General features: G+C 41.0%; 15 protein-coding genes. 5 read left to right on the forward strand and 10 right to left on the reverse strand.

Annotated features, from left to right (window positions below; genetic code table 11):
• Positions 1-60: 60 nt before the first annotated feature.
• The gene (locus tag P2W73_RS09900) at positions 61-1,020 is read left to right on the forward strand and encodes a glycoside hydrolase family 5 protein (RefSeq protein ID WP_276501867.1); all 960 of its coding nucleotides are present in this window, start codon (positions 61-63) and stop codon (positions 1,018-1,020) included.
• A gap of 30 nt (positions 1,021-1,050) precedes the next feature.
• Here the strand turns inward: P2W73_RS09900 and P2W73_RS09905 are convergent, their stop codons facing one another.
• From P2W73_RS09905 to queA, 4 genes are all read right to left on the reverse strand, one after another.
• Complete coding sequence (locus P2W73_RS09905; RefSeq protein WP_276501868.1) at positions 1,051-1,608, reverse strand: UbiX family flavin prenyltransferase; 558 nt, start codon at positions 1,606-1,608, stop codon at positions 1,051-1,053.
• 365 nt (positions 1,609-1,973) lie between these two features.
• A complete protein-coding gene (locus P2W73_RS09910; protein ID WP_276501869.1) occupies positions 1,974-4,145 on the reverse strand; it encodes a S9 family peptidase in 2,172 nt (723 codons plus the stop codon).
• Between the two features lie 99 nt (positions 4,146-4,244).
• On the reverse strand, positions 4,245-5,546 hold the full coding sequence (locus P2W73_RS09915) for an aminotransferase class I/II-fold pyridoxal phosphate-dependent enzyme (RefSeq protein WP_276501870.1): 1,302 nt from the start codon (positions 5,544-5,546) through the stop codon (positions 4,245-4,247).
• Positions 5,547-5,931: 385 nt separating this feature from the next.
• Positions 5,932-6,981 carry a tRNA preQ1(34) S-adenosylmethionine ribosyltransferase-isomerase QueA gene (queA, locus tag P2W73_RS09920; protein ID WP_276501871.1) on the reverse strand — a complete coding sequence of 350 codons (1,050 nt, stop codon included), beginning with the start codon at positions 6,979-6,981 and terminating at the stop codon, positions 5,932-5,934.
• 469 nt (positions 6,982-7,450) lie between these two features.
• On the opposite strand from queA, the gene P2W73_RS09925 reads away from it, so the two are divergent.
• Positions 7,451-11,266: a TraB/GumN family protein gene (locus P2W73_RS09925; RefSeq protein ID WP_276501872.1), complete on the forward strand. Its 3,816-nt coding sequence runs from the start codon at positions 7,451-7,453 to the stop codon at positions 11,264-11,266.
• Positions 11,267-11,397: 131 nt separating this feature from the next.
• Here P2W73_RS09925 and P2W73_RS09930 read toward each other — a convergent pair whose 3' ends face one another.
• The 3 genes from P2W73_RS09930 to P2W73_RS09940 are packed head-to-tail and all read right to left on the reverse strand — an operon-like array spanning position 11,398 to position 14,290.
• On the reverse strand, positions 11,398-13,128 hold the full coding sequence (locus P2W73_RS09930) for an ABC transporter ATP-binding protein (RefSeq protein ID WP_276501873.1): 1,731 nt from the start codon (positions 13,126-13,128) through the stop codon (positions 11,398-11,400).
• Positions 13,128-13,508, reverse strand: a complete 381-nt coding sequence (locus P2W73_RS09935; protein WP_276501874.1) for a hypothetical protein — start codon at positions 13,506-13,508, stop codon at positions 13,128-13,130. Before P2W73_RS09935 ends, P2W73_RS09930 begins: the two co-directional genes overlap by 1 nt.
• 11 nt (positions 13,509-13,519) lie before the next feature.
• Positions 13,520-14,290, reverse strand: coding sequence for an AMP nucleosidase (locus P2W73_RS09940; protein ID WP_276501875.1), 771 nt, complete (start codon positions 14,288-14,290; stop codon positions 13,520-13,522).
• Between the two features lie 48 nt (positions 14,291-14,338).
• On the opposite strand from P2W73_RS09940, the gene P2W73_RS09945 reads away from it, so the two are divergent.
• Positions 14,339-14,794, forward strand: a complete 456-nt coding sequence (locus tag P2W73_RS09945) for a type I restriction enzyme HsdR N-terminal domain-containing protein (RefSeq protein ID WP_276501876.1) — start codon at positions 14,339-14,341, stop codon at positions 14,792-14,794.
• Positions 14,795-14,800: 6 nt separating this feature from the next.
• Here the strand turns inward: P2W73_RS09945 and P2W73_RS09950 are convergent, their stop codons facing one another.
• From P2W73_RS09950 to P2W73_RS09960, 3 genes are all read right to left on the reverse strand, one after another.
• A complete protein-coding gene (locus tag P2W73_RS09950) occupies positions 14,801-19,375 on the reverse strand; it encodes an FG-GAP-like repeat-containing protein (protein WP_276501877.1) in 4,575 nt (1,524 codons plus the stop codon).
• 290 nt (positions 19,376-19,665) lie between these two features.
• The gene (gene cysM, locus P2W73_RS09955) at positions 19,666-20,538 is read right to left on the reverse strand and encodes a cysteine synthase CysM (RefSeq protein ID WP_276501878.1); all 873 of its coding nucleotides are present in this window, start codon (positions 20,536-20,538) and stop codon (positions 19,666-19,668) included.
• A gap of 2 nt (positions 20,539-20,540) precedes the next feature.
• Positions 20,541-21,353 carry a serine O-acetyltransferase gene (locus P2W73_RS09960; RefSeq protein ID WP_276501879.1) on the reverse strand — a complete coding sequence of 271 codons (813 nt, stop codon included), beginning with the start codon at positions 21,351-21,353 and terminating at the stop codon, positions 20,541-20,543.
• Positions 21,354-21,589: 236 nt separating this feature from the next.
• On the opposite strand from P2W73_RS09960, the gene P2W73_RS09965 reads away from it, so the two are divergent.
• Together P2W73_RS09965 and P2W73_RS09970 are read left to right on the forward strand one after the other, a co-directional pair.
• Complete coding sequence (locus tag P2W73_RS09965) at positions 21,590-23,050, forward strand: M48 family metallopeptidase (RefSeq protein ID WP_276501880.1); 1,461 nt, start codon at positions 21,590-21,592, stop codon at positions 23,048-23,050.
• Between the two features lie 28 nt (positions 23,051-23,078).
• On the forward strand, positions 23,079-24,668 hold the full coding sequence (locus tag P2W73_RS09970) for a DUF6770 family protein (RefSeq protein WP_276501881.1): 1,590 nt from the start codon (positions 23,079-23,081) through the stop codon (positions 24,666-24,668).
• The last annotated feature ends 13 nt before the right edge of the window (positions 24,669-24,681 follow it).

Below are 24,681 nucleotides of genomic sequence, written 5' to 3' on the forward strand. Positions count from 1 at the left end.
TTGCTCGTTTTGTGTCTCTTTAAAAAATAAATTGCAATTTATAAGTTGAAGCTTGTAAGCATGAAAAAAAGTTATCTATCGATCCTTTCTGTTTTTATCTTGTCTATTGGCGTTGCGCAACCTGTTAAAGAAAATGGGAAGTTAAAAGTATCCGGTATTAATCTTGTCAATGAGCAGGGACAAGCAGTAGTATTGAGAGGCATGAGTTTTGGCTGGCACAATTGGTGGCCACGCTTCTATAATGCAGGCGCCGTAAATTGGTTAAAAAAAGACTGGGGTTGCAATGTGGTAAGAGCTGCTATGGGCGTCGATCCGGACAAGGGTTATATTAAAGAACCTGCCTGGTCAAAAGGAAAAGTAAAGGCTGTAGCAGATGCAGCCATTAAAGAAGGTATTTATGTCATTATCGACTGGCATAGCCATAATATCAGGCTGGAAGAAGCGAAAAAGTTCTTTACCGAAATGGCAACTGAGTACGGCAAATATCCTAATATCATTTACGAAATTTTCAATGAGCCCGAACGACAATCCTGGATTGATGTGAAAGCTTACTCAATAGAATTGATAAAAACGATCCGGGCAATAGACCCTGATAACATAATTTTAGTCGGCACGCCTCATTGGGACCAGGATATTCATCTCGCCGCGGATGACCCGATCAAGGGCTACGACAACCTGATGTACACCTTACATTTTTATGCAGCAACACATAAACAACAGCTAAGGGAGCGGGGTGATTATGCGCTTCAAAAAGGCTTGCCACTTTTTATTTCTGAATCTGCTGGAATGGAAGCTACAGGTGACGGCCCTCTTAATGAAACGGAATGGAATGAATGGATCAACTGGGCCGAAAAAAATAAGATCAGTTGGGTGACCTGGTCAGTGAGCGACAAAAATGAAACCTGTTCCGTCTTATTGCCTGCGGCATCTTCTGAAGGCAATTGGCAGCAAAGCGATCTGAAACCATCTGGAGCGAAAGCCCGGGAAATGATCAGAAAGTATAACGGACTCAAGCCATGAGGTGCTGATGGCTTAATAAATATTTACCAGCTATTTGCCCCAGCGAAAAGTGGATACATCAAAGCCAGCGAGATCAAGAACTCTGTCTACAACTGTGTTAGCAACTGCATCTATGGTTTGCGGCTTACTATAAAAAGAAGGAGTTGCTGGACAGATAATTCCACCTGCCAGGGTAATAGTTTCCATGTTGCGGATATGAATAAGACTGTAAGGCGTTTCCCTTGCTACACAAATAAGCTTTCTTCTTTCTTTTAAAATTACATCGGCGGCTCTTGTAATAAGATCGTTAGACATGCCCGTTGCGATGCGCCCCAAAGTGCCCATTGAGCAGGGAATGATGATCATGGTATCATATTGCCCCGATCCCGAAGCAAACGGAGCAGTAAAATCCTGCGTGGTATAAAGCTTGCCCGGCAATTGATTATAACTATCATCCGCGAGTTCAGTTTGCCAAACTTGCTGCGCATTTGATGTCATTACAATCGATAGTTCATTCCATTGTGATTTTAAATTGTTGAGCTTTATCAGTAAGTTTTTTGCATAAATAGAACCGCTGGCTCCTGTGATTGCGACAACAATTTTTCTCATTTCCGGTGAATTATAGCAGCAAAAGTCAGTAAATGATATGAAGTTAGAAGTAAATTACGCAAACGTTTGTTTATTAGGCCGGAAACGTTTTAGCTATCAACTTAACGGTAAGCTATTGATATACATCAATAAAGTGTAGAATAAACACTTAGTTACAAAAAAAATGGATAAATTTTTTTCCATATTAAATCTTTATTAACGATATTGCTCATGAATTTTCATAGGATAAGGTTTAATGGTTAATGGTTTTTGATTAGGGCCCCCGACTTAACGTCGGGGTTCTTTTTTTCCCACATTAAATAAGTTTGCACTATAAAAAAATGTCCCACCAAAAGCGGGACATTTTTTCTAAAGGAATAACCAGACTAAAATGCCTTTGGTTGCTTAGCCGGTTGAATTGGTTTTTGGGTGTTTTCGTTACCCATATTTTCAATGATCCAGTTCGTCATTTTGCTCCAGAGATGAAAGCTGGTATTATCCATCGAACCGGAAATGCCATGATTTTTATTAGGATAATAAGCACTCTCAAAATCAATGTTGCTTTTAACCAGCGCTGTGATCATTTGAGTGGCATTTTGAAAATGAACATTATCGTCGGCGGTGCCATGAATGAGCAGGTATTTGCCCTTTATTTTATCAGTATGGTTGATTGGTGAGTTATCGTCATACCCCTTGGGGTTTTCCTGCGGTGTCCGCATGTATCGTTCTGTATAAATATTATCATAGAATCTCCAATTGGTAACAGGCGCTACTGCCACAGCTGCCGAAAAAACATCTGCACCTTTGGTGATCGCCAGTGAACTCATAAAGCCCCCGTAGCTCCAACCCCAATGACCGATATTATTCTTATCTACAAACGGCATCGAGCCCAGGTATTTGGCCGCATCAATCTGGTCCTCTATTTCAAATTTTCCCAATTGCAAGTAGGTTTTCTTTTTAAATTCTTCTCCTCGAAAGCCGGTTCCGGTATTGTCCACGCTTACCACAATAAATCCTTTTTGAGCCAATAATTGATGCCAGAAGCTAACTGCTCCAAAGCGGTTGGCAACCTGTTGTGAACCGGGGCCTCCATAGTTGCAAAACAAGACAGGATATTTTTTGGACGCATCAAAATTTGCGGGTTTGAGCATCCAGCCATTCAATGTATCGCCTTTGCTATTAGGCACCCGGATGAACTCAGCTTTACTGATCTCGTACTCGTTTATTTTTTCTCTTTGCTTAGCGCTTTCACTCACTGTTTTTATAAGCGATGAACTAATGGCTTTTTTGTTGGCGTTAATTGAATTCAAGGTAACGACCTGGGGTGTATTGATATCAGTTTTGAAATCGTAGAACTGTGTGAAATTATCATTGAATTCAACTTTATGCCATGCCTGGCCCTTGGTTAGCTGAAACGTGTTTTTGCCGGTAAAATCAGTTACAAACAAATTTCTATCCATAGGCCGGGGCCAGGCCACTGTATAAAATATTCTTTTGTTGACCTCATCTACTCCATTTACTTCCGTTACTTCATAGTTTCCTTTGGTGACCTGGATCTTATTTTTTCCATCAAGGCCGTATAGATACAAGTGACGATAGCCGTTCATTTCACTGGTAAAAAGAAAATGCTTTCCATCTTTTAAAAACCACCAGTCATCATTGATCTCTACAAAATATTTGTTTTTCTCTTCATAAAGCAGGTTGCTGGCACCGGTCTTAGCATTCGTAGCTAACAGCTTCAGGTCATCCTGGTGGCGATTCATCCAAAATACTACCAGGTTATTATCATCTTTTGTCCATTTGATGCGGGGTATATAAATATCTCCCTGTTCATATTGGGCTTTTACATCTTTGCCGTTTGCCAGATCGTAGATATGTATTTCCACTTTGGAATTGGCCTCACCGGCTTTTGGATATTTATAACGATAATCTTTGTTATAAGCATTGTCGTAAATCGTCATGTTATATTCCTTTACATCTGTCTCATCAAAGCGATAGTAGGCGATGTAATTCCCTTTAGGGCTCCACTGGAAAGCACGGGTAAATTCAAACTCCTCTTCATACACCCAGTCACAATTACCATTGATGATGTAATTCCATTTGCCATCGGTTGTCACTGCTTTAATGCTATTGGTGGGAAGGTCCTTTATATAAAGATTATTGTCTTTGACATAGGCAACCTTTGTACCATCAGGTGATAATGTGGGATGTAAAACTTTACCGCTATCGAGGGATGTGATTTTTTTTGTCAGCGAGTCGAATATATACACGTTTGCTTTTGACGACCGGCGATAGATCGGCTCCACATTCGATCTCAGTATCACGATACGGGGATGGGAAGAACTGTAAACGATATCAGAGGGCTTGTCGATGACATAGCCCTTTTCATCTTTCAACTCCGCGGGCAATACCGGGTCGGTTGATCTTTTTCCAAAATCCGCTGCTATATATTCACCACGGAAAGTTCCTTTTTTATAGATGTCCTCCAGGGTGATTTGCTTTTTTTGTCCAATAGCAACTAAGGGCAGGAGAAAGAATACAAGAAATAAGTTACGCATCCGTTGATTTTTGAATTTAAGAATGTACAATCGTTTTGTAAAGACGGTTATGAAAATAAAAAGCCCCGCAGTTGCGAGGCTTTGGTTAATATTTATGATTTATTTATTTTTTGGTCTTTCGGTCATATAGTCGAAACGTTTTCCGGTTACTTCAGCCATATCAGGGATGGCTTCAACCCGGTATTCACCGGCATCCAGTTTTTTCTTGGTGGCAGAAAAAGCCTCCAGTGTTTCTTTAATGTCCGCATCTGTATGAACGGCGGTAGGGATCAACCTATAAATAATATGCCCTTTCGGAATAACCGGGTAAACCACGATGGAACAGAATATGTGATAGTTTTCACGAAGATCCATCACCATGGCTGTAGCTTCTTCCACGCCACCTTTCATATACACAGGTGTAACTACAGAGTCCGTTTTACCAATATCAAAACCTCTTTCTTTTAAACCGTTTTGCAGTTTAAGTGCATTTTCCCACAATTTATCTTTCAGTTGCGGCTGGGTACGAAGTAATTCCAGTCTCTTCAGGTTGCCAATCACTAATGGCATGGGTAAACTTTTGGCAAAAATTTGAGAGCGGATATTATAGCGGATATAATCAATGATCTTTCTATCTCCGGCGATGAAGGCTCCGATGGACGCCATTGATTTGGCAAACGTAGAAAAATAAAGATCGATCTCATTCTGTATTCCCTGTTCTTCACCGGCGCCGGCGCCTGTTTTTCCTAATGTTCCAAAGCCATGTGCATCATCCACCAACAGGCGAAATTCATATTTACTTTTTAGTGCTGCTATTTCTTTTAATTTGCCCTGATCACCCGCCATTCCAAAAACACCTTCCGTAATAACCAATATTCCTCCGGCTTTTTGTTTTTCAGTCAGCGCTGTAGCACGTTGAAGCTGTTTTTCAAAATCCTCCATATCGTTGTGCTTAAATACATAACGATGGCCGGGATGTAAACGCAAACCATCGATAATACATGCATGGCTTTCAGCGTCATAAACGATCACATCATGACGACCGCACAATACATCAATGAGGCTGACCATACCCTGGTAACCAAAGTTGACGAGTACCGCGTCTTCCTTCTGCTCAAAAGCTGCCAATTCAGCTTCCAGTTGCTCATGATAATTGCTGTTTCCACTCATCATGCGGGCGCCCATTGGCAAAGCCAATCCATATTGTACAGCTCCTTCAGCATCTGCCTTTCTTACCTCCGGATGATTGGCGAGACCCAGGTAGTTATTCAGGCTCCAAACAATCATATCCTTACCCCGAAACTTCATCCGGCTACTTATTTCACCTTCTAATTTGGGAAAAGCAAAATAACCATGGGCTCTTTCACGATGCTGGCCGATTGGGCCATAATTTTTCAATAAGCGATCAAAAATATCCGCCATATTATGTAATTGTTATTGGTTTATGAATCGATAGCTGCATCCGGCAGGTGATCAAAGGGTGGTCGGATGAAACTGCGCAAAGGTAAGGGATTGAAAGCCTCGTGCAAAGCTCGTCCAAACGGGTGTTAATATGTTGTGAAGCAGTAAAGTTAATACGAGGACTGCGGAGACCTGATTGTATTCCTTTATCGGGTAATACAATCCGATGGTTTGTATTTTTTTAAATGACAAAACTCTATTAACAGGTCGGTATTTTATTTAATCCCTTTATATCCGATTTTCAAGGGATAAATAGATAAATAGATCCTAAAACAAAACAGCCTCACTTTAGCAAGGCTGTTCGAAAATTTCCCGGTAATCTTTATTAATCACATTAATCGTGGTTCTAAACAATCAGTAGTGCATCGCCGTAGCTGAAAAAGCGGTATTTGTCTTTAATTGCTTTTTTGTAAGCTTCCATGGTTAGCTCGTAGCCGGCAAACGCACAGGTCATGATCAGCAGGCTGGTCTTTGGTAAATGAAAGTTTGTAACCAACGAGTCCGCTATATTAAAATCGTACGGCGGGTGAATAAACATATTGGTCCAGCCTTCTGATGGTTTTAATAATTTTTGAGCGGTGAAAGATGATTCCAAAGCTCTCATAGTAGTAGTGCCGATGGAGCAAATACGATGACCATATTCTTTAGCACGGTTAACAATCTTGCAAGCCGTCTCGTCGATATTGTAGTATTCAGCGTCCATTTTATGCTTGCTCAGATCTTCCACCTCAATTGGGCGAAAAGTACCCAAGCCTGTATGAAGCGTTACTTCAGCAAAACGAATCCCTTTTATCTCTAAACGCTTAATCAGTTCACGGCTAAAGTGCAGACCCGCAGTAGGAGCCGCTACTGCTCCCTCATGTTTAGCATAGACGGTTTGATACCGTTCTTTGTCTTCTTCATCCGGTTTGCGTTTAATATATTTCGGCAGTGGGGTTTCACCTAATTTTTCAAGTTGTCCACGGAAGCCTTCCTCAGAGCCTTCCCACAAAAAGCGGATAGTTCGGCCACGGCTGGTGGTGTTGTCGATAACCTCGGCTACCAGGTCTTCCTGGTCGCCAAAATACAGTTTGTTACCTACACGAATCTTACGGGCGGGATCCACGATCACATCCCAAAGACGATTAGGCCTGTTCAGTTCACGAAGCAGGAACACCTCGATCTTGGCGCCGGTTTTTTCCTTACGGCCATACATGCGGGCAGGGAAAACTTTGGTATTGTTAACGGTGAAAACATCTTTGTCATCAAAATAATCCAGGATGTCACGAAAATGTTTGTTTTCGATTTGACCAGTGTGACGGTGAACTACCATCATACGGGCATCCTCACGTTTTTTGGCAGGATTTTGAGCAATAAGATTTAAGGGAAGGTCGAAACGGAATTGTGAAAGCTTCATTGTATTTATTGTGGTTTATAAAAGGCCCAGGACATTAACCGGCCAGGTATTTTCCTGGAAGTAAGGCGGGAGGGTTGATCGGTTCCACTTTGCCAAAGGCAATTGAGATGAATTTAGGATCAAAGCGGAGCGGCAAACCCCGGTCTTACGGCACCGGGCTCTGTCATGCGACAGCTTTAAAAGCGGGCAAAGGTAAATATTTATAACTAAAAAATTTGAGCTGTGGACAATATTTTTTTTAAATCCGGGTTGTTCTAAATATCCGGGTCTGGTTATGGTTTTAGCCGGTTACGGCATCATAGAACTATAAAACAGGTATTATCGGTAAAGGTCGTCTGCCTCAATAATTTGCGATAAGATGGCCCGATTTCAATGTCAATAATTATTAAAATAGTATTTTACCGAATACGCAACGGATTGGTTGATGTGGTCAATTTAATCCGGTGATTCAGTTACTAAAATAGAATAGATGAAGCGATATGTTTATTTGATCCTTGTGTTGTTGCCCTTGAGTGCCTTTGCCCAGACAAAACTGAAAGCTAAAAACTACCCAAGTCTTTTATGGGAGATAACGGGGAATGGGATGAAAAAGCCATCCTATCTTTTTGGAACCATGCATGTCAGCAGCAAGCTGGCTTTTCACCTTGCAGATTCTTTTTATTTAGGCATTCGAAATGCAGATGTGGTTGCCCTGGAAACGAATCCTGAGTCGTGGCAGGAAGATATGAGCAAATATGAACTGGCCAACAGCGGCTATGACAGCTATGATAACCAATACCGGCTGGCGGTTCCCAACGATTATTTTAGCATAAATACACTGAAGTTTTTCAAGTACGATAAGAAAATTGAAAGAGCCCTCTATAGTAATCCCTCTGCTATTAATAATTTATTGTATCGCTCCAATGATGACGGTGGCAATGATTTCGAAGAAGACACTTACCTTGATATGTATATCTATCAATGCGGAAAAAAATGGGGCAAAAAGGTAGCCGGTGTAGAACGATATGCTGAAAGTATGAAGCTGATGATGGAAGCTTATAAGGATGCCGCCAAAGACAAGAACACAAAAGTACGGAGCTATGACAGTGAAGACGGATTTGCATCCAGTAAACTACAGGAAGCCTACAGGAGTGGAAACCTGGATTGGCTGGACTCTATCAATAAATACAACAGCTTTTCAGCGGCTTTTGACGAAAAGTTTTTATACAAAAGAAATGAGATACAGGCTTCGTCAATCGACTCCATTCTTAAATCAGGACAATCGCTGTTTGTCGGTGTGGGTGCGGCTCACCTGCCCGGTAACCGCGGTGTAATAGAAATGCTTCGCCGGGCCGGTTATCGGTTGCGACCGGTAAAAATGGGGGCCAGGGATAGCCAGCACAAAAATCTTGTTGAAAAAGTTAGAGTGGCTGTTCCCTTCAGCACGCAACAAGCTGATGACGGTTTGTATAAGGTGGATATACCGGGCAAGTTTTACAAATTTGGTGACGATGCCAGCCTTGACCAGCGACAGTATGCGGATATGGCCAACGGCAGTTACTACATGGTTACCCGTGTCAGCACGAATGCGTGGATGTGGGGGCATAGTTCAGTGAGGGTAGCTAAAATTGTAGATAGTTTATTGTATGAAAACATTCCCGGAAAGATTATCGCCAAGACAAAGATTGTCCGCAATGGATATCCCGGTATAGACCTTACCAATAAAACACGCCGTGGTGATATTCAACGCTACAATATTTTCATCACACCATTTGAAGTGGTGATTTTCAAAATGAGTGGTACAGGTGATTATGTAAAAAACGGTGAAGAAGCGAGAAAGTTTTTTGGAAGTATACAATTGAAAGAATACAAGCCTGCAGATATTCCCGCAGGCAGTTGGAAGAAATATTCACCTCCGTATGGCGGGTTTAGTATCGATATGCCACACGAACCAAATATCGATAACGATGGAAGCTGGATATACGATGCGGAAGATAAAATAAACAATGCGCAATACCGCGTGATCCGTTCGGATATTCACAATTATCATTTTGCAGAAGAAGATACGTTCGATCTAAACCTGATGGCGGAGAGTTTTGAATCCTCAGAGTTTATTAGTAAAAACGAAAGCAGGATACAAAAGACATACAAAGGATATCCCGCATTGGATTGCAAATACCAGGATAAGAGCGGCGGCCTGTTTCTTACCCGTTTTATTATTCAGGGGCCTCATTATTATACATTGGTTGCACATGGCAAGCATTCCACTCCCGCCATGGAAAAGTTCCTGAACTCCTTCGATATCCAACCTTTCAAATACAACCCGGCTAAAGACAGGAAAGATACTTCGCTATACTATACTGTTAAAAGTCCTGTATTTCCTGAAGCCGGTAAAGCAAAATTGGATATTCCCAAATACACCCATTCATCGGATGATGATGACGAATTATTGGAAAACGATCTGTTGGAAAACGGTGCTTTCCGTAGCCGGATTATAGCCAATGATTCCACCGGCGAAAAAATATTTGTTTCGTTCTTCAAAATGCAACGATACACCTACGTAAAGGATAGCACAGTACTTGATAAGGAAAACCAGACTTCGTTGTTCAGTGATTCTTCCGGTATTGTCAAGCTAAAAAGGAAGTTTGAATTGCCCAATAAGACAAAGGTTTGGGAAACTGTAATCACCGATACGGGTAGCAGCAGAACAATCTGGAGCAAGGTGTTTTATAAAAATGGAATCGGTTACGCCTTACAGACGCAGTCGGATACGCTGAACAAACCCAGCAGTTTTGTGCAATCTTTTTTTGACAGTTTTGTTCCTGCAGATACATTAACAGGAATAAATCCTTTCACAAAAAAGACCAATCTCTTCTTTACTGATTTTATGAGCACGGACAGTGTTGCGCACAAACGGGCCGTTAAAAACATTTATTCAATCAAACTTGACTCAGCCGACCTGGGATCGTTGAAAAAAGTGATTGCTTTTCTCGACTGGAAAGAAAAAAAATACCTCGACGTCAAAAAGGACCTTGTGTCTAAACTGGATGACATAAAAAACCGCCAGGCTTCGGATTATTTACAGGAACTGTATTATGCCGCAGGCGATACGGTGGAACTGCAGCATAAGGTGCTGGAGGTTTTATTACAACAAAAAACGCCGTATTCTTTTAAACTTTTCAAAGACATCATGCTGAATGAACCGCCGGTGCTCGATATTGGCCGCAGTAATGATTATTCGTCCGTTTATTCCGGTGAAATCAAAGCCCTTGCAAGAATTGGTTATGATGATGGAAATTTTATTGATGAATTGCATGACTCGTTACAATTAACCAAAACTATCCTGTCTGAGTTGCTGCCACTTTTAAACCTGGATGATTATAAATACAGCATGATGCAGCTACTTGCTGAAATGGTGGATAGTAGTATGATAAAACCAAAAGATTACGACCTCTACTATAGCAAATTTTTAATTGAAGCCAGGCAGGAGCTAAAAAGACAAGCTATTGCGGAGAAGCAAAAGGCTATCAATAAGGCTGAGGAAAAAAAGGAAGATAAAAAGGATGCGGGCTACGATGATAGCAACGATAGCAATACCGGCAATGAAAAACTGCAGCTTTACGCCACTTTGTTATTGCCTTATTGGGACGTAAACCCGGCTGTACAACCACTTTTTAAACAATTGCTTTCTTCCGGGGATAAAAAGCTTACCTATGATATTATGCTGTTGTTGCTCCGGAATAAAAGGCCATACCCTGACAGCCTGTTAAACTACTTTGCAGCGCTGGATAATTATCGTTATAACTTATATACCGATCTGCGGGAAATCAGTATGGAGAAAAAATTTCCTGCATTGTATAATAATCATATTGATCTTGCAAAAAGTAAGTTGCTTGATAAAAAATCTTACGATAAACCTGATTCGGTTGTTTATCTCGACAGGCTGGATGCACAGGTAAAGAATAAAAAAGGCTTCATCTACTTTTTTAAATACAAAACAAAAAAGGATGATGCAAGCTGGAAAATTGCCTCGGTAGGATTGGTGCCCCGGGACGCCAGGCAATTTGAATTTGAAGAAGAAGAAAAAAAATCAACAGCGTACTTTTCCATTTATGATAATAGCTCCGGAAATTCTTCCTATGACTTTACTGCCTTTACGGATACAAAACTACGGCCAGATGAGCCGGTAATGAATCAACTGAAAAAACAACGAAAGAAGCTTTTGTATTCGGCCCGCAAAAGTGCGAAAGAGTTTTATAATAAAGACGATTCCGATAGCTACGAGACGGAAAGTGAAATTGATTAGAAAGAAGTTATAGCTTTTCTGAATAATTTATTTGCTGATTGTAAGCACTGATCAATTCTATTAAGGACGCTTTGTAAAGGGTGGGCTGTGCGTAGATGGTCCTGACATTTCATCGGGATCGGAAGGAGGCTTTACATAGCCATTCCTTTTGGAATGGAAGCAATTAACTTTTTCGTGTAGTCAGATTGAGGATTAAAATAAATTTCATCAGCATTTCCGGCTTCTTCTATTTTTCCTTTGTTCATCACCATGATGCGGTCGCTGATATACCGAACCACGGAGAGATCATGTGAGATAAAAATAGTAGTAAAACCCAATTCTTTTTTCAGATCGTTCAGCAGGTTTAAGACCTGCGCCTGTACACTCACGTCGAGAGCCGAAACAGATTCGTCGCAAACAATAAACGAAGGGTTCAACGCCAAAGCTCTTGCAATAACGATCCGCTGCCGCTGACCACCGGAAAATTCATGGGGATAGCGGTTGAAGTGTTCTGCCCTTAGGTCAACTTTTTCCAGGAGCTCAATTACTTTTTCCTTTCTGGCTTTATCTGACCGTAAAATGTGATGAACTTTTAATGGCTCTGCAATCGACGAACCAATTGTCAACCGTGGATTGAGTGAAGAGTAGGGGTCTTGGAAAATAATCTGAACTTCTTTTCTTAATGATCGCAGTTCATCTTTCTTTTTTGAGGTAAGATCAAGGCCATCATAGTATATTTTTCCCGCTGTTGGCTCAATAAGTCGCAGCAATGTCCGGCCCAATGTTGTCTTACCACAACCACTTTCGCCAACCAGTCCCATAGTTTCGCCTTTATAAATAGAAAAACTTACATCATCAACGGCTTTGGTGTAAACAGCAGGCTTGCCGAAGAAGGTTTTCTTCGCGGGAAACCACACGGAGAGATTTTCCGCACGAAGCAGGACTGATTCCTGAAGTCTGAGTTCTGATGTCTGATTTCTGACCTCCGGCCTCTGATCTCTGACTTCCGGCTTCTGACTTCCAACTTCTGACTTCATACCTAAAAAATCACTAACAACGGGCAATCGTTCTCCTCTTTCATGCAACAGTGGCCGGCAGGCAAGTAGACCCCTGGTATAGCGATGTTGCGGATTATTGAATACTTCCCTGACTGTATTTTGTTCAACAATCTCTCCCTTATACATGACGATAGTCCTGTCAGCAATCTCAGCGACCACACCAAGATCGTGTGTAATAAATATGACTCCCATATCGGATTGCTGCTGCAATTCTTTGATGAGCTGCAATATGGTTTTCTGAACCGTCACATCCAATGCTGTTGTTGGTTCATCACAAATAAGCAATGACGGTTCACAACACATCGCCATAGCAATCATTACTCTTTGTTTCTGGCCTCCACTCAACTGATGGGGATAGCGACTAAAAATCAATTCCGGGTTAGGCAGCTTTACTTTTATAAACCATTCAATCGTTTTTTGACGGGCTGCTGTTTTTGATATTTTCTTATGCGCCAACAATGCTTCCATTACCTGGACCCCACAAGTAAGTACCGGGTTCAGTGACGTCATGGGTTCCTGGAAGATCATGCCTATTTTATTTCCCCGGATATTCTGCAGCGAGTAACGATCTTTTTTTAAAAGATTAGTTTGTTCAACCCCGTTTTCAGAGAAGAATATTTGTCCGGAAACATACCTCGCCGGTGGCGAAGGAACTAATTGCAGAATTGAAAGTGACGTAACTGATTTTCCCGAACCCGATTCACCTACCAAGGCAACGATCTCACCTTTATTTACTGTAAAGGAAATGTTTTTTAGTGCCGTTGTTTTCGCCTGGCCGGATATAAAATCAACAGAGAGGTTTTGTATACTCAGTAAAGGCAGCATTATTTTTCCAGCACTTTTATCATCAGTTTTTTGGAGGGGGTAGGGTAGTAAGCCATACAAACAGCGCAATCACTTTTTTGCGTGGTATCGATAGTGAAATAAAACTCATCCCCCTGTTGAATAGATGCAGGGAAGCTGCAGGGACTTCCAAGTCCAAAAACATTTTTATAGGATTTGCCGGTTGATTCATCAGTCCAGTTGGCAACAATCAAAGAAGTATCCAGGTTTCCTTCCACGAGGCTGAGTGTATAATTCATACACAGGGCTTTTACTTCCAGTTTTGCTTTATATGTACCAGGGTCAGCGGTTTTTTTGTTGTTGCATTTTTCTGCAGATGCTGTCAATAAAAAAACTGAAGATAAAAGGAGGATAAGCTTCATAATAATAAAGTTTAAAATTTCAAATGTCTTACGGTTAGCCCGTTATTGATCAGTTGCTTTAATGAATCGATACCGATTTTAATATGATTATCGACATAATGGGCCGTTACTGTTTTATCACTTTCTTCCGTCTTCACACCTTCCGGGATCATGGGCTGATCGCTGACCAGTAACAATGCACCAGTAGGTATTTTGTTATAAAAACCAACGGTGAAAATAGTAGCTGTTTCCATATCTATGGCATAGGCCCTGATATCCTGCAGGTAGTTTTTAAACTTTTCATCATGTTCCCAAACCCTTCGGTTGGTGGTGTACACTGTACCTGTCCAATAGTCTACACCATAGTCACGAATGGTGGTAGATACTGCTTTTTGCAAGGCGAATGCTGGCAGAGCGGGTACCTCAGCCGGGAAATAATCGTTGGAAGTTCCCTCGCCTCTTATTGCCGCAATCGGCAATATAAGATCGCCAATTTTATTTCTCTTTTTCAAGCCACCGCATTTGCCAAGAAACAAAGCCGCTTTTGGTTCTATTGCACTGAGCAGGTCCATTACCGTTGCGGCGGTGGGGCTGCCCATACCAAAATTTATGATGGTGATATTGTCGGCTGTGGCGCATTGCATAGGCTTGTCTTCTCCTATTACTTCCACACCATTCCATTCGGCAAACTTGTAAACATAATTGCTGAAATTTGTCAATAGAATATATTCTCCAAAGTTGCTCAATTTCTCACCCGTATAGCGGGGGAGCCAGTTTTCTACAATTTCTTCTTTCGATTTCATGTTTTCTCATTTTACAGTTCAGCGAATTTAATCATTTACTTTTGAAGCATGCTGAACATACATTATCCGCAACCTTCATTTAGTATCAGGAAAGATGCCGGTAAGGATTTCATTTTTGATCCGCTTCGCAAAAAATGGTTATTGTTAACGCCGGAAGAATGGGTGCGGCAAAATTTTGTTCAGTACCTGGTGCAGGTTAAAAAATATCCTTCTTCGCTCATTGCAATGGAGAAGACAATACGATTGGGTGAGTTGAAAAAGCGGTTTGATATCCTGGTATATGATCATAATCATACTCCCTGGATGATGATTGAATGCAAGGCGCCGGCAATAAAATTGGATGATGCCGTTTTGCAGCAATTGCTAAGATATCATATCAGTGTGCCGACAGGCTTTCTTATTATCAGCAATGGCGAGTACAGCTTTGGCTGGGAAAAAAAGGATCAGGCTTTACACATTCTCCAAGAGCTTCCGGAATGGAGAGAAAATAAGTCAATAGGATAGTAGGCATTAAATTTTGATAAATTTTAGATAGACAGGCACTCCCGATTTTCTTCTCAGAATTGCAATGTAGAGCCCGCTGGCTAAATTGCCGACAGATACAGTTACCCTTGTTTTGTTAATAATATTTTCTACTAATACTTTTTGCGATCCATTCAAGCTTGTTATTTCCAATGTTTCCCATCGGTCGCTGATCTTTAAACTGTCAATGGTAAGCAGATTGGTAACCGGGTTTGGATAATAAACTATTCCCTGGCTTGAGGCAGGAACAGGATCAATAGCAGTAACGGTATTTATTATAAATACAAGGGCTTCACTGGTAACAACTGAAATGTTGTTACAGGAATTATTACTTGTAAGAATACAACGGATCTTGTCACCTGTCTTTGCAGGGGTATAATTTATGGTTCGTAAATCGCCACCCAAAATGGATTGCCAATTATGCGTGTCTGTGCTATCCTGCCACTGATAAGCGGGAGTAGTACCGGCATTTGTCGTTGTCGCTGTTATCAGTGTTGCCTGGTTGACGTTAACGGTTGTTGTTCCGGATATGGTAATGGCGGGAGCAATAGCCGCATTCACCGTCATGGTGATAGTTTGGCTGGTAGCAGTATTGGTAGTTACGCATTCCGCATTGGTTGTTACAATTACCGTTATCTTGCTTCCATTCGTTAACGTGGATGTCGTATATGTGTTGCTGTTTGTTCCAACGTTTATTCCATTCACCTGCCATTGAAAAGTGTTCACCGTTCCTGCGGGGCTGATGCCTGCTGTAAATGTTACAGACGTACCTTCACAGATGGTAGTAGCAACGTTTGCAATAATGGCCGTTGGCTGAAAGGGCCCTTTCCTGGAAATACTGAGCTGATTACTTTTAACAAACGAGGGTGCATTACAATGTGCAGTATTGCTGGTCATAAATACCTGTACATTATCTCCATGGTTAAAAACAGAGGATGTATAGGTGTTACTGGTAGTTGTTGCTATTTTAACTCCATTCCTGATCCAATCATAAACAGGAGCGGTCCCTTCATTGGTAGGTGTTGCGGTAAATGTAACCGGAGATCCGACACAAGTTGCTCCTGTTGTGCCGGTGATTGTAACTGTTGGCAAACTTCCGATGGTTGCTATTGTAATAACATTACTCGTGTCTTTTAGACCCGACTTACACATTCCACTTGCATAGACTACGGCTACTACACGATCATTATTTTTAAGGTTGCTTGTTGTGAATTGATTGGTATTAGTGAAAAAGCCTGCGTGAGTATTATTTATGTACCAGAAATAACTGGGAGTATCGCCGGAGTCAGTGGCGGTTGCCGTAAATGTAACAGGACTTCCCTGGCATATACCAGTAGCAGGCATGCTGATGGTTACCGTTGGCTGGGGAAATCCTCCTAATACCTCTAATTGGAAGATGCTGCTTTTATAAGAATCAACAATACACCGGTATTTATAACTGTTCCAGGATAATGGGACCTTAATAAAATTTAATGTGTTTGTTTTGCTTCCTGTTACTGTGCTATTATCAACTAAGTCAATATATCCTGTCCCCGTATCCTGTTGCCATTTGTACGCAGTTCCTGCGATGTCGGCAGTAATGGTAGTATTAGATCCGTCACATAACGTCTTTTTGAGAGGCAGGCCAATTGTATTTTGATAAATGTAAATTATTGAACCAAAACTGGCAACAATGTCAGGTCTGCCATCGCTATTAAAATCATGTGCTTTGAAAGTGTATGGGACCCCCAGGATTGCTTTCAATGGGCTATCATTGATAATAGTGCCTGGAATTGATAGATTTCTGTAAAACGTAAATGAGTTGTCGGTTGGATTTGCCTCTGCAAAATCTGGTTTTTCGTCGCCGTTGAAATTTGCAATACAACTGCTTCGTCCGAGGCCCGCTATCGCGGTATGACTACTTTCTATAAAAGATATATTACCTGGTGTGCTTGTATTTCGGAAGATCATGTAATTACGATCGTTGTAAATGATAACATCTAACTTATTATCGTTATCAAGGTCTGACAGATGAATATCTCTTCCCTGCAAAATGAACCCGGTCGTTGTAAACGTTATTTTGGTGGCAAAAGAAATATTACCCGGAGTACTTGTGTTTTTCAATACAGAAAAATTTGAAGCTCCTTCGACTGCGTTAAACAAAACAATTTCTTTTTTCCCATCTCCATCCAGGTCGCCCGTTGCAATACTCACGGTATTATCGTTCGTAACAATATCAAGGTTTGAGGCAAAAGATATAGTGCCCGGAACACTCGTATTTCTCGAGATAGAGATGCTTTTATTTCCCGTAACAACATCAGGCCGCCCATCATTATCGAGATCATCTACTGCTGCCGTCCATGAACCGCCACCAGGGAAGTTTATTTGCGGCTCAAATGATATCAAGCCTACCGAACTCTTATTTCGTATAGCTGTAAACCCAATATCTCCCCTGGCTGAAATAATATCTAATTTTCCATCTCCGTCCAGGTCATTTAAAGTAAATGATGCAAATGAGCCACCAGGTAAGTTGGCCACCCTGACTTTGTCTTCAAAAACCAGGTCGGTTCCGGTAGTTATATTTCTTTGTATCGCAAGTGAGTCACCATTGGCCACATAGGTGTAAAGAAGATCAGTTTTCCCGTCTCCGTCAACATCAGCACTTTCAACTGCCTTTGAGCTCTGGATACCTTTAAATTCGATAGTGTAATTTTTAACGAATGAGTTATAAGTGAAATTACTGCTACCGGAGAATGTGACATTAAAAGGCTTGAACGACTGACCTTTTAAATGTGTATTTGTATTTAATACTGAAACTGGTAAATAACTCGCTCCCGCAGGAACTATACAATTCACCTCCGTTGCACTAGCTGATGTTACCGTGGCTTTAGTCGCTCCGAAATAAACAATATTGCTTGAAATACCAGGGGCAAAATTGTTTCCTGTTATTTTAACTATTGTTCCAATAGGGCCAAAGGCGGGAGATAACGATGTAACCACGGGTGGGAGCGAAGCAGGGGGCGGGCTATAAACAAATCCAGGAGCAGAATGACTATAGTTATAGTAATTTGTGGTAACAGAGACATTCCCTGTTGCTCCGTTTGCAACAACTGCTGAAATTCTTGTTGATGATTCGATCTTGAAAGAGGAAGCCGGCACTCCTCCAAAGTTTACCTTCGATACACCCGTAAAGTTTATGCCATTAATGGTTATAAGCGTTCCTGTACTGCCTATAGCAGGGCTGAAAGATTGTATCGCAGGCAACGGCGGCACATTGAAATATTGATATTTTACTAACGTATCGGAGTGGGTGCCATTTGATACAATTAATTTGATGGTATCTACCTGTTTTGAAATAGAATGTACATAAGAAACATGATAAGCAGTGCCTATCAACTGATCACCATTAAACCATTTATATTGATAATTTGGTTTTGAGTAGTTGATAAGGTTTACATTGCCTGCAACATAAAAGTTAGTAGTATCAACTTTAAAGTAAGCTTTCGGTAAAGGTGTCCCTCCTGCATTGGTACTTAATTCTAAAAAGCCATGGCCACCCCCGGCCCATAACTGGTTGTTCAGGCATTGAAAATCATTGTGTGAATAAAGTAAATAGGTATAACTGTTGTCTCTTGGAAGAGGCTGCCACACTTTTCCTGAATCGGTTGTTTTGTAAACAGTATATAAACCATACAAAGCATATCCCGTGCTATCATTAGTAAATTTCATGTTACGAACACTAACAGGAGTTGCTATGCTATTATTTTTTTGTGTCCATGACTGACCGCCATTTGACGTGTAATATAAATTTTTAACGTCATTATCCAGGCCTGTGATATTCAGCCAGCCGTTGCTGGCGGTAAGAAAAAAGGCGGAACTAATTCTTTCGTTCACAGGTAAGGACACCGTTTGCCAGGAAGAACCACCATTGGTTGACTTAAGTAGTTTTTTTACAGCGTAGTTCGTACTATATGCATACACCGTGTTGTTGTCCACGGCCTGTACGTCATCAAAAAAACTATTTGGATCCGACCGGCATACTGTCCAAGATATGCCTTTGTTCGTTGTTTTTATGATCCGGTCGGCATCTAGTGCAAAACCAATATTAGGATTGCTGGTAAAAGACATATCCATGACGCCTTGAGTTAATTGCTGACTATTCAATGGTGCATGATAAACCACCGTAAACGAATTTGCCTGGTCGACTGAATAGAGAATCGCCGGCTCTGCCCCATAATGACCATAAGCGATAACGGTATCTTTATTAAAAGCTTTCACTCCTTTGATACCAAAGCCAAATGTTAGGTTGACATTATGGCCATTATAATTCACATTAGAGAGCGTTATGTATTTCCGGCTAAATGTCCTCCCACTGTCGTTAGTGAAGCCTATCCAATAACTGAAAGCGACATATCCCTCTGAAGGTGAGTAAAAATCGATTTTTTCAATTTCGTTATCCTCGTCTTGGGCATCTACATATACCTGGCGCATCTGTGCATTTACACTGCTAAAAACTAGTTGAAAAAAAATAAATAATGGGAGAAGAAAATATTTTTTCTCTACGGGTAGATTTACGGAAGCCATATTCAGTAGGTTCGGGTTGACTATTTGTTGTGCTTGTAGGTAAACACAGGATATTCAGAATATCACTGGGCTTATTGGCCAGTGACGATATAAGGCGGTGTAACAAGGATTAGGAAAATCAAAAATAATGAAAAGGACAGATTAAGCAACTAGTTCTTGAAATCAATAGATAAGAAAGCTATTTTTTTCCGACCAAAAACGAAGGATGAAATTTTTTTAATTTGTTAGTAAGGAAGGATATCTTCAATAGTCGTCAAGGCTAAATTATTGTCCTTATATCCCGACACTAATTACCCAAACAAATTACTGCTCAAATACCTGTCACCCCGATCGCAGGTAATAAACACAATCACTCCCGACTCTATTTCTTTTGCCAGTCTTATAGCCGCTGCGGCTGCACCACCACTGCTCATGCCAGCAAAAACGGCTTCTACTTTTGCTAATTGCCGTGCCATTTCTGTCGCTTCCTGCTGTGATACATCCATGACACGATCTACACGTTCCGGCTCGAATATCTTTGGTAAATATTCTTTTGGCCATCTTCTTATTCCGGGTATAGATGACTCTTCTGTTGGTTGACAACCCACTATTTGAATAGCTGGATTTTTTTCTTTAAAAAACCTTGAACAACCCATAATAGTTCCGGTGGTTCCCATCGAACTAACAAAATGAGTGATGGATTGATTGGTGTCTTTCCAAATCTCGGGGCCGGTGGTTTTATAGTGTGCCTTATAATTATCAGGATTAGAAAACTGGTTTAAAATAAAGAACTCACCTGTGGCTGCTTTTTCTTCGGCATAGTCACGACAGATCTCAATACTTTCCAAAAGAGTTACTTTGGCGCCATAAGCTTCCATGGTTAGCGTTCTCTCACGGGTAGAAGTTGATGGCATGACCAATTCTATGTCCAAATCGTATAAACGGGCAATCATTGCTAAAGCAATACCGGTATTCCCACTTGTAGCTTCTATCAATTTTGCCCCCGGCTTTATATCACCTCGTTCCAGTGCGGAACGGATCATGTTCAACGCCGGACGATCTTTAACACTGCCACCGGGATTATCGCCTTCCAGCTTGGCAAACATTTTTACATTAGGATTAGGATTTAATTTTTTTATCTCTACCATGGGTGTATTGCCAACCAGGTCAATAATGCTCGCCATAATTAAATTTTAGTTTTTTGATCTACTACCTCTATCTCTGACTTATGGTATACGGTGGAGTATGGAGAAACGCTTTTTGTAAGCCAAACATTACCGCCGATAATACTATGATGCCCGATAATTGTATCACCACCCAGGATGGTGGCGCCGGAATATATCACTGCATGATCTTCTACTGTCGGATGACGCTTGATAAAGGACATGGCTTTATCTACGCTTAAGGCGCCCAGCGTAACACCCTGGTAAATTTTCACATGATTACCGATGATTGTTGTTTCGCCGATAACGATGCCGGTACCGTGGTCAATGCAAAAATGTTCGCCGATCTCAGCACCAGGGTGGATGTCGATACCCGTTTTTGAATGTGCATATTCTGTAAGAATGCGGGGCAAAAGAGGTATATCTAACTCTGCCAGTTTATGTGCTATCCGGTAAAATGAAATGGCATAAAACCCAGGATAGGCCCTGATGATTTCAAATCTTGTTCTTGCTGCCGGATCACCTTCCAGGATGGCATCGATATCCGTGTTGAGGATACGATACATTTCGGGTATGGAATTGAAAAAGGAACGGCCCTTATCTGCATTGTCACAACTGCTGCAAGCTTTGGTGGCATTGAAAATCCTCACTAATTCTTTTTCCAAAAACATAAACTCCCGTTCGACTTCCTGTGCCGATGCAGGGGAGTACTCCGCTTTTTCCGGATATAAGAGATGTATTAACCGAAGAGCCCATGAAGCAATTGTTTCATTGGACGGAACAGCTTCTACTCCTTCTTGTTTTTCGAAGATATGCTGGTAAAATTTTTGATTCATAGATAATCACAGGTTTTGGGCGGTTAGTCTACAAAACTACCATATTTATAAACACATGTAAAGTCGTATGGTTGGCTATTTTATAAGAAAATGATAAAAAAGTATAAAGTATAAAAGCAAGGGCTGTACTTCGTGGAATGGCAGGCTTTTATGGTTTGAACATATTCGTAAAAATATCCGTAAAAGCTTTTAGATAAACTATTCCCAGACTATATTTACGCTTTTCAAGCCCTGTTGTGAGAAAACTTATTGTATACCTACCACTACTACTAACACTCATTGTTTCAAATTTGCCGGTTGCCGGCCAGGGAAACCTGCCATATCGCTATAATGAATTAAGTGGAAGCTACTATGCGGAGCAACAAAGCACATTAAAAAAGGCAAAACCTGATGCCGCCGCACTTACGGATAAAAAAGCACAAAAAAAATATATCGAGCTTAGTGAGGAAGTCCGCAAGTCGATCATTAGTGGTTTTGCCGACAATAATTTTGTTTATCAAAAAGATATTGTTGACTACCTGGGCCAAATAGCGCTGACGCTTAAAAAACATAATCCAACGCTATTTAAAGAAACCCCTTTGGTGTTACTCGACAGGTCGGATGTAGTCAATGCCTATGCGTTAGGAAATAATATTGTTGTTATAAACCTCGGTCTTTTTCTGTTTGTTCAATCCCGTGAAGAGTTGGCCCTGATTATTGCACATGAACTGGCTCATAACATACTACGGCATTCCGAAAACTCATTGAGAGAAACTGCTGCCCGGCTCAGCTCAGATGAATACCAGGAGTCGCTGAATGCTGTATTGGACTCTAAATATGAACGCCTGTCACGCCTTAAAAAAATATTTATCGGCTATTCGGTCAACAGAAGCCGTCACAGCAGGTATAAAGAAACAAGCGCCGATTCTCTTGCTATAGCTCTTTTGAAAAATTCAAAAATTGGTTTTGATGCCCGCTTCTTTCGGCGGCTGGATAGTGTGAAGGGCGTTAGTCAGCAACCATTGCAGCAACCGGTAAAATATTTTTTTGAACAGTATAAGCTTGGTTTTGATGACAACTGGTTAAAACAGTCGAAAGGGCTTTCATCCAGGAACTATCAATTCAAAGACACCTCATTGGCAGAAGAGGATTCGCTTAAAACACACCCGGACTGCGTCCTGCGTTATGAAAAAACCAAAACTCAATCTGATGCCAACCTTTCTTTAACGGAAATTCCCGGTAACTTGAAAGAGTTTGGCCGAAAAATAACGCTTTGGAATAAGATAGCAGCGCTGGAATTGACCCCCGCTTTATACTCCATATTCCAGGAAAAAGAAAAAGGAAATACTGACCCATGGTATGATTTAATGGCCGGGGCCGTTTTCTCTTCACTCAATTATGCTGATAAAGACCTGCGCCGTTTCAACGTTGTAGGCAGCAGGCAAAAGGAATACGTGGCAACCACGTATTATGAATTACAGACCTTATTGACAAAGATGAACCGGGCATCGCTGGAAAAAAATTGTATCACTTTTCAGCAACATAATTTTAGCCGTTCACTTCAACAATACGAAAAGGAATTATACCTGGCCCTGCAATTACTCGATAAAGAGACAATGCCAAATAAGAAAAGAATTGAACAAATCAGCAAACAGGCATTTGGCTCATCTGTTGATAATCCCTATCAGGAACTTTTTAACACCCTTAGTAAAAATTAAGACCATCACTAACAATTAATAAAACGCAATGAGAAAGTTTATCTTCCTGGCATCAGCAATGCTAGGTTCAGCAGTAATGTCAATGGCCCAATCCCGGGTATTTAAAGAAGTAAGCGATGAAATAAAATCTGAGTTTCGCCCGGTTTTACAGGACCAGAGCCTGGTAGGGTATACGCTTCTCACACAATTGGAAAAAATTTCGGAAGACAGCTTTAACTATAAGCTGACGATTATGGATGAGAATCTCAACGATATCGGTATCGTCAATTTTAAAGACGAAAGTGTCACTATGAAGGGGGTAGCTTTTGAAAACGATTTGCTCTCGATGGTGTTTGTAAAAAATAAGTTGTTGAGCCGTGGATTTAAAAATCAAAGACAGGCCAATTCCGCTATCAAAGATGCAGATGCCACAAAGGTTGTTGTCAAGTTCATGGATCTTTCAGGCGAGGTGGTGAACGAGTATCAATATAGGGTGGATCCTGAGATCAGGGCGAACTGGGCCCTGGGCGGACAAAAAAATGAGCGGGTGGTTGCGCCAGTAAATTTTAAACAGGATCCGATTATCCGGAATATACCGGGAAAAGGTTTTGTATTATTCTTCCGGGACAAAGAGGTCAACAATAATAAAATAACAGTATTTGATAGTGAAGGAAAAGAAAAGTGGCAAAAGGATTTGGCAAAGGAGGACAAATGTTACCTGCTCACTTCACCTGAAAGCATCAGTTTGTTAGGCAAAAAGTATAAAAATGATGGCCATTTCACGCTGAAAGTAATGGGCCTGGAAAAAAATAGCCCGGCGCAGGAAATCAGTTTGCAGGATGCAAATGGACTTAACCTGAGTGTATTGGATATAGGCAATGATCCTGTGAGTAACAGGCCTTATATAGCTGGTATGATTCTGCGTAAAGACAATTCAGAACGCTACGATACCTATAACAGCTTTATGCGTAAAGGGCCTTTCAAGGGAGTTTATTCAATAACGATTACAGGTAGCGGCAAAAGTGATATTAAGAAATCCTTTTCTTACTGGAAAAACAGTGAACTGGCCGGGCACATGACCTCTTCCGGAAGGCTTTCCAGGAATAAATCGTTGCCGGTGTTTAATATGGCGACAAGAGATAACAATGGTAATTTTTATTTTTCAGGCGTATCGATGGTGCGGAAGCCTAAATGGGGCAATATTGCAGGTTCGGTGATTACCAGTCCTACGATCGTATTGCCTTTTTTCTTCCTGACGGCCGGAACCAGGAAGGTCAGAATGGAGGACGCAGTGGTGCTTAAACAGGCGCAGGATGGCAAAGTGTCTGTCAACGATGAAATAGAACTGAAGAAGTCAAGATTTATCATAGGGAAAGCCATATTTGGGTATAGACTTTCCGATTATTTTTCAAACGGCTACAGTTTAAAAGGAAGCGACTCGAAGAACAATTTCCTGATCCTTGACAATCCAAAAGAGATCACCATTTATAACGTCAACGAAAAAAAGATAGACAGAACAATACCACATAAAGCAGATGGGGTAGTGACAAATATCGGCCCTGCGAAGGAAGGCCATATTATGGTATATGAGTATAACAGAAAAGAAAAGTCAACAAGATTGTCGATAGAGGCTTTATAAGAAATTATATTTT

Source organism: Terrimonas pollutisoli (genome assembly GCF_029360765.1).
Classification (GTDB): domain Bacteria; phylum Bacteroidota; class Bacteroidia; order Chitinophagales; family Chitinophagaceae; genus Terrimonas_B; species Terrimonas_B pollutisoli.